The organism is Halobacillus alkaliphilus, from assembly GCF_900113125.1.
Lineage (GTDB): Bacteria > Bacillota > Bacilli > Bacillales > Halobacillaceae > Halobacillus > Halobacillus alkaliphilus.
The window spans coordinates 26,392-39,283 of the sequence record NZ_FOOG01000036.1; the positions used below are offsets into that span (position 1 = coordinate 26,392).

Sequence of the window (12,892 nt, forward strand, 5' to 3'; positions counted from 1 at the left end):
CATATGTTCGAGCTTAAATGGGTGTACGAACTCATCCTATTACTTTATGGACTTAGTTTAATTGGATATTTCATTGACTTTGTGCAGACGAACCGGAAGGCTAACCGTACAGCCTTCTGGTTACTTAGTATGGTTTGGGTTTTACAAACCTTTTTTTTATTGACCCAAGTTTTTATAGACAAGAACTTACCCATAATGACCGTATATGATGGTTTATATTTTTATGCCTGGATTTTAGTAACGTTCTCTTTAATTATTAATCGACTGTTTAGAGTAGACTTTCTAGTGTTCTTTACGAATGTTGTAGGGTTTCTTGTTGTACTCATCCATTTATCGACCAGAGCCCAGAATGATTTAAAGGACCATGGAGTGGAGCTCGTAAATGAGATGCTTGTGGTTCATATTAGTTTAGCCATTATTTCCTATGGTTTTTTTACACTATCATTTATATTTTCAATTATGTACTTGCTGCAGTACCGTCTTTTAAAGAAAAAAAAGTGGAATGCTAAACTGTTTCGTTTAGGTGACTTAACAAAACTGGATCACTTTTCTTATATATCGGTTATACTGGGAGTTCCTCTGTTGTTAATTGCTATAATCTTAGGCGTTACCTGGGGATATATATCACCTGATACATTTTATTGGTATGACTCAAAAACTTTAGGCTCGTTCCTTGTGCTTTTCGTGTATATCGTTTACCTGGTTTTAAGGGTGGTAAAAGGTTACCAGGGACGTTCCATTTCTATATTTAACTCGGGCGCTTTTTTATTTCTATTAATTAATTTCTTTTTATTTGGTTCTTTATCGAATTTTCATTTTTAAGGAGGTAGTCACATGAAGAAAATAGTGATCGGTTCAAGAAAAAGTAATTTAGCTATCACTCAGACGGAGTGGGTAATCGAACAACTGAAAAATATAGATCCCAGTTATGAATTTGAAATTAAAAGAATTTCTACAAAAGGGGATAAAATACTGGATGTGACCTTATCCAAAGTTGGAGGGAAAGGGTTATTTATTAAAGAGATAGAACAAGCCATGTATGATGGTGAAATTGATATGGCCGTTCACTCGATGAAGGATATGCCCTCTGAGGTAGCTTCTGGTTTAACTGTTGCTTCGGTGCCAATTAGAGAAGATCACAGAGATGCATTTGTATCGAATGGCAACGTTGCGCTTAAAGACTTGCACGAAGGAGCCATTGTAGGAACCAGCAGTCTGCGGCGGAGTGCTCAAATCAAAGCTGTGAGACCAGACGTTGAAGTGAAGTGGATTCGCGGCAACATTGATACACGTCTTCGAAAATTGAAAGAAGAAGACTTTGATGCGATTGTCTTAGCGGCCGCAGGATTAAAACGTATGGGCTGGGATGATAATCTTGTAACCGAATATTTAGAGCCGGAAGTATGTGTGCCTGCCGTAGGGCAAGGGGCGCTAGCGATACAGTGCCGGGAAAATGATTCTTCGTTAAGGGACTTGCTTATGCAGATTAATCATGAATATACAGCTACAACCGTATCGGCTGAACGTAAGTTTCTTCATGATTTAAATGGGGGCTGTCAAGTTCCTATCGGAGGGTATGCATATAGAAAAGGCAGTGAAATTATTCTGAGCGCATTGGTGGGTACTCCAGATGGTAAAACCATTCTTCATGAAACTGTGAGAGGGGAAGACCCGCTGGCAGTAGGAAAAGAAGCTGCTGATCGTCTCAAAGCTCAAGGAGCCCAGGAAATTGTTGATCAGGCTAAAGAGGAGTATGACCAGTAATGAAGCCTCTTGCGGGGAAAACGATCCTTGTTACAAGAGGCGCATCCCAGGCAAGGCCTTTTGTAGACCGGATAAATAAGGAAGGGGGGAGGGCTTTAAAAACCCCTCTTCTTCACTTTCAATTAAATGACTCGAAGGAGAATCAAGAGATCCTCAAGAAACTTCACAACTATGCATGGGTTTTTATTACAAGCTCTAATGGTGTGAAGTTTTTTTTCGAGCTGGTAAATAAATCAGGAGTTTGTATCCCTGATACTCTTAGGTTTGCTATTATTGGAGAAAAAACAGCGCGTACACTTAATACTTACGGGCGCAATGCTGATTTTATGCCATCCAGCTTTCAGGCTGATACCATGGCTGAAGAATTTTTTAAAGAAGAAAGTGTCCGAGGCATGATCCTATATGTTAGAGGGAACCGCTCAAGGGACGTTCTTCCAGAAAAATTTGCAGAACAGCAGGTCTTTTTCCAAGCAATCACGGTCTATGATACGCTACTATTGAAAGAGCATCAGAAACAGATTCGTCAATTGATCAACAATCGTAAGATTGATGCACTAACATTTACAAGCCCCTCTACCGTCCAGGCCTATTTTGCTATTATGAGAGGCATGCCCGAGACGGGCCGGGATCTTCCGTGTTTTTGCATAGGACCAACGACTGCCAATCAGGCAGAGCATTTCGGTTTTCGAAATGTTTTATTACCCGAGCATTATACAATGGAAGATATGGTAGATAAGATGGTGCAATTTTTTTCATAAGAAGGGAATCGATACTATGTCAGATTTAGATTTCAAACGCCATCGTCGTCTGCGGCGTACAGCGTCTATGAGAGCATTAGTGCGGGAAACGCATTTAAGGAAAGACGATCTAATCTTCCCCATTTTTGTGGTTGAAGGGGAAGGGATTAAGAATGAAGTAGCTTCCATGCCGGGGGTTTATCAAGTGTCACTTGATTATTTAACGGAGGAGATGAATGAATTAACTCGTGTGGGTGTTCGTTCCGTTATTGTTTTCGGGGTGCCGAATGAAAAAGATGAAGTAGGCAGTCAGGCTTATCATAAAGAGGGAATTGTTCAAAGATCCATCCGTCAAATTAAAGAAGAAGTTCCTTCATTAACAGTGATTGCAGATACATGTTTATGTCAGTACACGGATCATGGGCATTGCGGCATTGTTCGTGAAGGGGATATTGATAATGATGAATCGCTTAAATATATTACCCAGACAGCCGTTACGCAAGCTGAAGCTGGGGCGGACATTATTGCACCTTCCAATATGATGGATGGATTTGTTGCTGCTATTCGAAAAGGACTGGATGAGGCCGGGTACAGCCAGATTCCAATTATGTCCTATGCGGTAAAATATGCTTCCTCATTTTACGGTCCTTTCCGAGATGCGGCTCATAGTTCTCCTCAATTTGGCGATCGAAGAGCCTATCAGATGGACCCATCGAACCGTTTGGAGGCGCTTCGTGAAGCAGAATCGGATGTACAAGAAGGTGCAGATTTCCTTATTGTGAAACCCGCCCTTGCTTATTTAGATATCATGCGAGAAGTGAAGGACCGCTTTAATCTACCGCTTGTTGCTTACAACGTGAGCGGGGAGTACTCTATGATTAAAGCTGCCGCTCAAAATGGCTGGGTGAATGAGCAGGAAATTGTTCTCGAAAAGCTTACAGCTATGAAGCGGGCAGGAGCTGATCTCATTGTTACTTACTTTGCCAAAGATGCAGCTAAATGGTTGGACGAATAAACCACTAATTTTAGAAAGGATGAGTCGCTATGAAACAATTTGACCGCTCTTCAGCTGCTTATAATAAAGCTGTGGATTTAATGCCGGGCGGAGTTAACTCTCCGGTAAGGGCATTTAATTCTGTAAACATGGATCCTATTTTTATGGAAAAAGGAAAAGGTTCTAAACTTTATGATCTGGACGGCAACGAATTCATCGATTATGTACTTAGTTTTGGCCCTTTAATTTTAGGGCATGCGGATGAAAAGGTAGTAGAGTCTTTAAAAAAAGTAACGGAACAAGGTACGAGCTTCGGTACTCCTACAGAAATTGAAAATCATCTTGCTGAGTTAGTTATTGAACGTGTTCCATCCATTGAAATGCTAAGAATGGTCAATTCAGGAACAGAAGCCACAATGAGCGCACTGCGTGTTGCCCGTGGGTACACCGGTCGTGACAAAATTCTCAAATTCGAAGGGAATTATCATGGGCATGGAGATTCTCTTCTTATTAAAGCAGGCTCTGGTGTTGCCACTTTAGGACTGCCAGATTCCCCAGGGGTTCCAGCATCCATTGCTCAAAATACGATCACGGTTCCATACAATGATTTAGAAAGTGTCCGCTATGTTTTTGAACAGTATGGAGATGACTTGGCTGCGGTCATTATTGAACCTGTATCAGGGAATATGGGTGTTGTGCCTCCTCAGGATGGATTCCTGCAGGAACTTCGCGAGTTAACGGAGAATAATGGCACTGTATTGATCTTTGATGAAGTAATGACTGGATTCCGTGTCGGCTATCATAGTGCGCAAGGTCACTTTGGTGTTACACCGGATATGACCTGTCTTGGAAAAGTAATTGGTGGCGGCTTACCTGTTGGAGCTTATGGAGGGAAGCGTCGTATTATGGAACGAGTGGCTCCGGTTGGGGACATCTATCAAGCCGGTACTTTGTCAGGAAATCCATTAGCTATGACAGCTGGTTACGAAACGGTTTCATCCATGACAGAAGAAGCTTATGAAGGAATTAATAAAAAAGTGGACCGTCTCATAGAAGGGTATGAAGAAGCGGCAAAAGCAAACAACATTCCATTGACGGTTAACAGGGCAGGATCGATGGTAGGCTTCTTCTTTACGAATGATCCTGTAATCGATTTTGAAACCGCAAATGCTTCTAATCTTGAAATGTTCACGCGCTATTACCAAGGGATGATCGAAGAAGGAATCTATCTTCCCCCTTCCCAATTTGAGGGACTCTTTCTATCAACGAAGCATACAGAAGAAGATATAGAGAAAACGATCAGGGCAGCAGAAAAAGTATTTGCATCTCTGTAAATAAGGAATACACGAGGCATGGCCGTATTGGGCCATGCCTTTTTCTGTACCCTCCATGTATATAAAATCAGTTGCCGCATAAGGTGGTAATAGAGGCTTGGGTTTATTATATTCTGGGAGGGGCAAATCCATTGAAAAATAAACAAAACGTATTTTCTTTTTATTTAGACGAAGCGATATGGTTTAAGGAAGGACAGGGCGTCAGGGAACTAATTGGTATTTCACTAGAGCCTGAAATCGTAATTGAGGAAAATGGAGATGAAGTACGTTTAAAAGGAACAGTCGATCTGGCAGGAGAATATGTACCCCACCAAGCTGATCATAAATATGAAGAGGCTGCCCCGCTGCAGTCGGTAAGGACAATGGATCATGTGGAATCAGGTGAAGAAGGGATCTGTTATTTTTCCCATTCATTCCCTGTAGAAATTACAGTACCGCTCGAACGGATTTCAAGTCTGGAAGATGTCCTCATTGATATAGAAAGTTTCGATTATGAACTTCCTTCGAATAATCAGCTAAGGCTGCATGCTCAGTTAAATATCAACGGGGTCGAGCAAAAAGTAAATGCCGCAGATAATTCGGATACATTTGATGAGTCGGCGACTCTTGGTCCAGTGGATTATAAAGAAGAACGTAAGGAAAAAGAGAATCCTATAGTTCCTGAAAGGGAAGCCCCTGTGGTTCAGCTGACTAACAGGAATGATCTGTCGGCTCAGGAGATAGAAGAAGAAGGCAGATGGCCTCATAAAAAGTCTCAGAATTTCGCAGAATTTTTTGGTCATGATAAAAAAGAAGAAACGCCTGAGGTTTCAGCTGAGAGTACTAGTGCGTGGCACGAAAGCACTGTGGAAGAAGAAATGAGCGCTTCTTCCTCTTATATGGAATCCTCGATTAAAGACTCAGAAGAAAAAGAGAAAGCTCCAGGCGGACTTGATGGAATCAAACAGATATTTAAGCACCTGTTTCCCAACCGGGAAGAGACTTACACACAAATGAAAATGTATATCGCTCAAGAAGATGAAACGCTAGCTTCTATTGCTGAAAAATATGAAGTATCCATCCACCAGTTGGAAAAAGTAAATGAACATAGAGATGAAGTTTCCCCTGGTCAAATCGTGTATATTCCTAGTTAAATCCATTTATAACGAAAAGCGAGAAAAAGTCCAACAATAATTCCTAATAAGAAGACGTCAAATGTTGTAGGAAATAAGATTGTCCGGATACATTGGAAAACCAGAATTGGCAATAAAGCTTTTTCGAATACAAATAAACAAGTACGGCACCATGGTGGAAGACGATAACGGTATAAGCGGCTCAACGACCATCAACCTCCTTTCACTGCATATTCGCGTTTTTTTCACAAATAGTTGACTAAAACAATCATTTCTATATACAATATGTAATAGAAGCATTATACGTGAAATGCCGTGACAGGGAAGAGTACATGGACATATCCTTCAGAGAGGAAAACGGGTGGTGAGAGTTTTCCAGGCTATATGTTGGTGGAAGGTCGCCCTTGGAGCAGCTTCTTTGAACGAAAAGTAGAAGAAGCCGGTTAGAAGCCGTTATTTTTTTAAGTGTACAGATATGCAAGGCATGTTTGTAAATTAAGGTGGTACCACGGAATTAGATCTCTTTCGTCCTTTTGAGGACGAAAGAGATTTTTTTATTTTATAAATACAGATGATAAAAGGAGGAAGATCCATATGAATCAAACAGATCTTTCAATGCCAACCAAGTATGATCCTGCAGCCGTTGAAAAGGATCGCTATCAGTACTGGGTGGATGGGAAGTTTTTCGAAGCGTCAGGAGATAAGAATAAAGAACCTTATACCATCGTTATTCCCCCTCCGAACGTTACTGGTAAATTACATTTAGGACATGCATGGGATACTACTCTTCAAGATATCTTAAGTCGTGTGAAGCGGATGCAGGGCTATGATGTCCTTTGGCTGCCCGGGATGGATCATGCCGGTATTGCTACACAGGCCAAAGTAGAGGCTAAACTGAGAGAATCCGGAACTTCCCGACATGAATTAGGAAGAGAAAAATTTCTTGAAAATTCATGGGAGTGGAAGAAAGAATATGCTCAATTTATCCGTACTCAATGGGAAAAACTGGGTCTTGGTCTCGATTATTCACGTGAAAGATTCACACTTGATGACGGGTTGTCCGAAGCGGTTAAAGAAGTGTTTGTTAAGCTTTATGAAAAAGGTTTAATTTATCGAGGGGAATATATAATTAACTGGGATCCAGCTACTCGCACCGCTCTTTCTGATATTGAAGTAGAGTATGAAGATGTCCAGGGAGCCTTTTATCATATGCGCTACCCGCTGAAGGATGAAGAAGGCGGAATTGAGATCGCAACAACCCGCCCCGAAACGATGCTGGGAGACACGGCTATTGCTGTTCATCCCGAAGACGAACGCTACCAGCACTTAATTGGGAAGAAAGCTATACTACCTATCGTGGGAAGAGAAATTGAGATTGTGGCAGACGATTATGTAGATATGGAATTTGGTTCAGGTGCGGTTAAAATCACCCCTGCTCATGACCCGAATGATTTCGAAATAGGAAATCGCCATAATTTAGAACGTGTACTCATTATGAATGAAGATGGCAGTATGAATGAGAACGCAGGAAAATATCAGGGAATGGATCGATTTGATTGCCGTAAGGAAATCGTCAAAGACCTTCAGTCAGAGGGGATTCTTTTTGAAATTGAAGAGCACCTTCATTCAGTTGGCCATTCCGAACGCAGCGGGGCTGTTGTAGAACCTTATCTGTCTACTCAATGGTTTGTGGATATGAAGCCTTTGGCTGAAGCTTCAGTAGATCTACAAAAAGGGGAAGACAAAGTACAATTTGTGCCTGACCGCTTTGAAAAACCTTATCTTCACTGGATGGAGAATACGCGTGACTGGTGTATTTCACGTCAGCTTTGGTGGGGTCATCGAATTCCTGCATGGTATCATAAAGAGACAGGAAAAATTTACGTAGGTAAAGAAGAGCCGAAAGATGTGGAAAACTGGATACAGGATGAAGATGTACTTGACACATGGTTCTCTTCAGCTCTCTGGCCTTTTTCTACAATGGGATGGCCCGATGAAGATAGTGAGGACTACAAGCGTTATTTTCCAACAAATGTGTTGGTTACAGGTTACGATATTATCGGTTTTTGGGTCAGCCGAATGATATTCCAATCCATTGAATTTACAGGACGTCGTCCGTTTGAAGATGTTCTTATTCACGGACTTGTTCGGGATGCGGATGGTCGTAAAATGAGTAAGTCCCTTGGTAATGGTGTAGATCCAATGGACGTAATCGATAAGTACGGTGCCGATTCGCTGCGTTATTTCTTATCGACAGGGTCTTCACCCGGTCAGGATCTGCGTTTCCATTGGGAAAAAGTAGAATCAACATGGAATTTTGCCAATAAAATTTGGAATGCTTCCAGGTTTGCCTTAATGAACATGGGTGATTTGAAATACGAGGATATTGATTTATCCGGCGAAAAGTCTGTGGCTGATCAGTGGATTCTGACTCGCTTGAACCAAACCATTCAGCAAGTTACCCAAAATATTGACAAATATGAATTTGGTGAAGCCGGAAGGCAGTTGTACAACTTCATTTGGGATGACTTTTGTGACTGGTATATTGAAATGGCTAAGCTTCCTTTATACGGGGAAGATTCGTCAAGAATTCATACCACAAGGTCTATTTTAGCTTACACACTGGATCAGATCATGCGAATGCTGCATCCGTTTATGCCATTCATCACGGAGGAAATTTGGCAGCACCTGCCTCATCAAGGGGAATCCATCACTCAGGCTTCATGGCCAGAAACACGAGATGAATTTCATAATGAGCAAGCCGTTCAAGAAATGAATCGTCTCGTTTCCATTATTCGCTCCGTTCGTAACATCCGAGCAGAAGTAGATACTCCGATGTCTAAAGAGATTCAGTTAATGATTCAGGCAAAGGATGAAGATGTAATGAGCGAACTTGAAAAGAACCGTGATTATCTGGATAAGTTCTGTAATCCTAGTGAATTAATTATTGCTACAGATCTTCAAGCTCCTGAAAAGGCCATGTCCTCTGTTATTACAGGTGCGGAGCTATACCTTCCGTTAGCAGGCTTAATCAATATTGAAGATGAAATTAAACGCCTGGAGAAAGAATGGAAAAAGTGGGATCAGGAAGTCAGCCGTGTTCAGAAGAAACTGGCAAATGAAGGATTTGTGAAAAAAGCACCGGAACATGTTGTAGAAGAGGAACGTGAAAAAGAGAACGACTATTTAGATAAGCGTGCCAAAGTTGAAGCGCGTATCGAGGAACTAAAAGCATAAATGAAGCTGGAGGGTATTCTTAGGAGTACTCTCCTCTTTTTGAAAAGAGGGAATGACATGTCAAACTACCAGGAAGCCATCCAATGGATACATTCTAGAGAAAAATTTAAAGTCAAACCTGGATTAAAGCGGATGGAGTGGATGATGGAAGAACTGGGACACCCAGAGAAAAAGCTGAAAGCTATTCACATCGCAGGCACAAATGGAAAAGGCTCGACAGTGACTTTTTTAAGTAATTTACTGCAGACGCAAGGTTACGATATAGGAACATTCACATCACCCTATATTATAAGGTTTAATGAAAGAATCAGTGTCAATGGGGAAGCCATTCCTGATGCTGAACTTGCTGCTTTAACAGAAGCAATTAAACCTTTAGCAGAAAAGTTGAAAGGCACATCTCTTGGTGAACCAACAGAATTTGAAATTATCACGGCCATGGCTGTGATATATTTTTCTCAAAAACACCTGGACTTCATATTGTTTGAAGTCGGTCTAGGTGGTCGTTATGATTCCACGAATATCATTCAGCCGCTTTTATCTGTAATTACAAACATCGGACTTGACCACATAAATATTTTAGGGAATACACTTGAACAGATTGCTTACGAAAAAGCAGGAATAATCAAAACCAATACACCTCTTATTACTGGGACAAAAGAAGAGTCTGCCTTGAGTGTTTTGAAAGAGCAGGCTTCGGTTAATAAGGCTCCTGTGTCAATCTTAGGAGAAAATTTTCAAGTAGAACATATAAAAAGCTCACTTGAAGGAGAGTACTTTGAATTTAAAACTTCATCATTTCATTCCGGAGATTTGCTTAGTCCTATGAAAGGCCGGCACCAGGTAGATAACGCAGCTCTCGCCCTTCAAACGATGGAGCACCTGAAAAAAATGGGGGTAGGCATAAATCGTACTCAATATAGCAGAGGTCTGCTTAGAACTCACTGGCCTGCTCGTTTTGAAACAATTAGTACAAACCCTGTAACCATTATTGATGGCGCCCATAATGAAGAAGGGACACGGGCTCTAGTAGATACCATGAAACGGCATTTTAGCGGGAAACGTGTCCATCTTATTTACTCTGCTTTAGAAGATAAACCAGTGAAAAACATGCTTGAGATTCTAAAAGAGGTTGTCGATGTCGCCTATATGACTACCTTTGAGTTCCCAAGAGCTATGACGGGCAGTGAGCTAACTGAGCTCTCCCCTATACCTGATACTATAACTGTCTCTGATTATGTTCAGGCAATCAGGGAAGCTACGTCCACGATAAAAACAGGAGATGTATTACTCATCACAGGATCCCTCTATTTTATATCAGAAATAAGGAAATATTTTGAATATTAACCCCTGGTATGGTAACATTTGAGTTACTTAATTTTTCCTAATAAAAGGAAATATTGTCAAGGATGAGGTGCAAGGATGGAAAGGGACAAAAGAGTCAAGATATGGATACTTTGGGTTTGTTTATGGCCTTCGAGCATCTACTTAATGTATCGTTGGCTGGACCCGCCCCTCCACGTGAATATATTGGAAATAGGGTCTTTTGTCATACTTGCCTCCATCGTAGCCCTCTTTCCTCTGCGGATTGGGGATAACCCTGTATTCTTTACTCATGGAATTGCATTTGCGGCTTTTTTACAATATGGATTATTTGTAGAAATTATCATTTCCCAAGTATCTTTGCTCTTTCTACTTTTGAAGGTTCGCGTGGACCGGACCTCCTCTCATCGAATCCCTATTAATTTTATGATGTTTCTTGCTATATCAATCCTATCAGCTCAAGTATATTATGCTTTGGGTGGAGAGCATGCGGGAGAAGCGGTTTCCTCTATAACGGATGCCCTCCCAATCATTACATACGCGTTATCACAGATTTTTCTCAATCAACTTTCGTTGAAAATAATTACAAAGATAATCTATAAGCAGAAAATCGTATGGTGGGACAGTGGTTTTGTCTGGGACGTAGCCACTGCAGGTATTGTGCTCCCTGTTGGATTTGTACTTTATATTGTTTTCCTTGAATTTGGAATAAGTGCTATGTTTTTTGTTGGAATTCCTTTTATCTTTATTTCTGGAATGTTCATGCTCTTTCATAATAGCCATGAGATCAACTCCTACTTAAAGAGAACTAGTAAGATTGGACATGAACTTACGGGGAAACTTGGGGTTAAGGATGTTCTTGACTTATTTGTAGACCGCCTCAGCGAATTGCTTCCTCTTGATTACATCTATGTTTATGATGTACTATCTGAACATCAATTAAAGCTCATCCGCTTCTTTGATCGTACCGGAGAGATGAAGTTGTCAGAGTTGCAAATGAATAGAGGGGAAGGCGTTAGCAGGGCAGTAAGGAAAAAAACCGGGAGTTTCCATTATAAAAAGAGAGCTGAGTGGAAGCACATGGCGAATTCATTTACTCCTGAGAATGCGGAAAGTGTCCTTTCTGTACCTGTAGAAAGAAATAACGAGATTGTAGGCATTATAACTATTTATTCTAAAAAGAAGAGGGCATTTCTACAATTTCAGTTTATGATTCTTAGGATTCTTGGCAATTACCTGGGGGTTGCTATTGATAATGCGAGACACTATGAGCAGCGAAAAGAAGAAAGTGAACGATGCCCTCTTACGGGCCTTTACAATTATCGTTACTTTGAAAACTATTTGCAGGATCTATTTTCGCAATGGGAAAAAGAAGACATCAAGAAACCAATTTCTCTTATTCTTTTAGACATTGATCATTTTAAGAAAGTCAATGATACCTATGGACATGAAAGTGGGAATGAGATTCTTTGTCTGCTTTCTGAAAGACTGCGGATGGTTCTAACTAATAGAGGAGTGCTTGCTCGTTATGGCGGAGAAGAATTTGTGATTCTTCTTCCGGGATATGCGGCTGATCAATCCTTTAATTTAGCTGAAGAAATTAAACATGCCATATCTTCTGAACCTTTTTATTCTCACGATCACATATTAAGATGGGAGACGGTGCAGGAGGTTAATGTTACTGCTAGTATAGGAGTGGCGGTTTACCCGGATGATTGTGAAGAGCCCTTAGAATTAATTCGCCATGCGGATCGAGCGATGTACGTAGGTGCGAAGCAGCAAGGAAGAAATAAGGTAGCGGCTTATAATCAAATGAACACAAACGTCCAATAATTGTTATTGGACGTCTTTATGTGTGCCCGGCACGGGTGTAAACTCTAGGGTTCAAGTCCCGAGCGGCGAAGGTCGTTGTAGCCGTTAGTCAAAGGCAAGGGTGTCCAGGGTGACCTGAAATCTGAAGGAAGCCGGAGACAAATTTCCGACCCGAGGAACACAAATCTCATAAAAGGCTGTCTGTCTGGGGTGAGTCTGCATAACAAGACGAAACCCCAACGACCAAAGGGGCAGGCAGTAAATGAGGCGGGGATATGGAAAGGAAGTTTATGCTTTTACCCGGGGAGGTCTGATGGACAAGCCGTACACATGCGGTAACCGATTCCCCAAAGAATCGCTGAACCATCAGAAGTCAGCCGAAGCCATAGTACCTTACCTTCCGGAAGGTAGGGGAAGGGCTGAATCATAAAATGAGTACCATTTTCCTGGCGTACGCATCATCTGATGACACAGAATAGATCAACCAGTTGCGAGAGAGAAGTGAAGTCTTCGAGGGCGTAACTGGGGTGGAAGATCGATGCCACACAATAGAACGAAATGGTCACGTGGAGGGCAAGCGAA

The 12,892-nt window shown here is 41.4% G+C and carries 9 protein-coding genes and 1 other annotated feature; all 9 genes read left to right on the forward strand.

Annotation, left to right across the window (positions count from 1 at the left end):
- Positions 1 to 3 precede the first annotated feature (3 nt).
- Entirely contained in the window at positions 4 to 822 is an 819-nt protein-coding gene (locus BMZ06_RS15975; protein ID WP_089753480.1) for a cytochrome c biogenesis protein, read from the forward strand.
- 12 nt (positions 823 to 834) lie between these two features.
- A complete protein-coding gene (gene hemC / locus BMZ06_RS15980) occupies positions 835 to 1,764 on the forward strand; it encodes a hydroxymethylbilane synthase (RefSeq protein ID WP_089753481.1) in 930 nt (309 codons plus the stop codon).
- Positions 1,764 to 2,522, forward strand: coding sequence for a uroporphyrinogen-III synthase (locus BMZ06_RS15985; RefSeq protein WP_089753483.1), 759 nt, complete (start codon positions 1,764 to 1,766; stop codon positions 2,520 to 2,522). The genes hemC and BMZ06_RS15985 overlap by 1 nt, the downstream gene beginning before the upstream one ends.
- 16 nt (positions 2,523 to 2,538) lie before the next feature.
- Positions 2,539 to 3,516 carry a porphobilinogen synthase gene (gene hemB / locus BMZ06_RS15990; protein ID WP_089753485.1) on the forward strand — a complete coding sequence of 326 codons (978 nt, stop codon included), beginning with the start codon at positions 2,539 to 2,541 and terminating at the stop codon, positions 3,514 to 3,516.
- 29 nt (positions 3,517 to 3,545) lie between these two features.
- On the forward strand, positions 3,546 to 4,829 hold the full coding sequence (gene hemL, locus BMZ06_RS15995) for a glutamate-1-semialdehyde 2,1-aminomutase (protein ID WP_089753488.1): 1,284 nt from the start codon (positions 3,546 to 3,548) through the stop codon (positions 4,827 to 4,829).
- A gap of 131 nt (positions 4,830 to 4,960) precedes the next feature.
- Positions 4,961 to 5,962 carry a stage VI sporulation protein D gene (gene spoVID / locus BMZ06_RS16000; protein ID WP_089753491.1) on the forward strand — a complete coding sequence of 334 codons (1,002 nt, stop codon included), beginning with the start codon at positions 4,961 to 4,963 and terminating at the stop codon, positions 5,960 to 5,962.
- A 285-nt stretch (positions 5,963 to 6,247) separates the two neighbouring features.
- Positions 6,248 to 6,477, forward strand: a binding site (T-box leader).
- Between the two features lie 58 nt (positions 6,478 to 6,535).
- The gene (locus BMZ06_RS16010; RefSeq protein WP_089753495.1) at positions 6,536 to 9,178 is read left to right on the forward strand and encodes a valine--tRNA ligase; all 2,643 of its coding nucleotides are present in this window, start codon (positions 6,536 to 6,538) and stop codon (positions 9,176 to 9,178) included.
- A 57-nt stretch (positions 9,179 to 9,235) separates the two neighbouring features.
- Positions 9,236 to 10,522 carry a bifunctional folylpolyglutamate synthase/dihydrofolate synthase gene (locus BMZ06_RS16015; RefSeq protein WP_089753497.1) on the forward strand — a complete coding sequence of 429 codons (1,287 nt, stop codon included), beginning with the start codon at positions 9,236 to 9,238 and terminating at the stop codon, positions 10,520 to 10,522.
- Positions 10,523 to 10,597: 75 nt separating this feature from the next.
- Positions 10,598 to 12,331 carry a sensor domain-containing diguanylate cyclase gene (locus BMZ06_RS16020; RefSeq protein WP_089753500.1) on the forward strand — a complete coding sequence of 578 codons (1,734 nt, stop codon included), beginning with the start codon at positions 10,598 to 10,600 and terminating at the stop codon, positions 12,329 to 12,331.
- Positions 12,332 to 12,892: the final 561 nt, after the last annotated feature.

Coding starts and splice junctions, on each gene's coding strand:
- BMZ06_RS15975 (WP_089753480.1), top strand. CDS start 4: ATGTTCGAGCTTAAATGGGTGTACGAACTCATCCTATTACTTTATGGA.
- hemC (WP_089753481.1), top strand. CDS start 835: ATGAAGAAAATAGTGATCGGTTCAAGAAAAAGTAATTTAGCTATCACT.
- BMZ06_RS15985 (WP_089753483.1), top strand. CDS start 1,764: ATGAAGCCTCTTGCGGGGAAAACGATCCTTGTTACAAGAGGCGCATCC.
- hemB (WP_089753485.1), top strand. CDS start 2,539: ATGTCAGATTTAGATTTCAAACGCCATCGTCGTCTGCGGCGTACAGCG.
- hemL (WP_089753488.1), top strand. CDS start 3,546: ATGAAACAATTTGACCGCTCTTCAGCTGCTTATAATAAAGCTGTGGAT.
- BMZ06_RS16010 (WP_089753495.1), top strand. CDS start 6,536: ATGAATCAAACAGATCTTTCAATGCCAACCAAGTATGATCCTGCAGCC.
- BMZ06_RS16015 (WP_089753497.1), top strand. CDS start 9,236: ATGTCAAACTACCAGGAAGCCATCCAATGGATACATTCTAGAGAAAAA.
- BMZ06_RS16020 (WP_089753500.1), top strand. CDS start 10,598: ATGGAAAGGGACAAAAGAGTCAAGATATGGATACTTTGGGTTTGTTTA.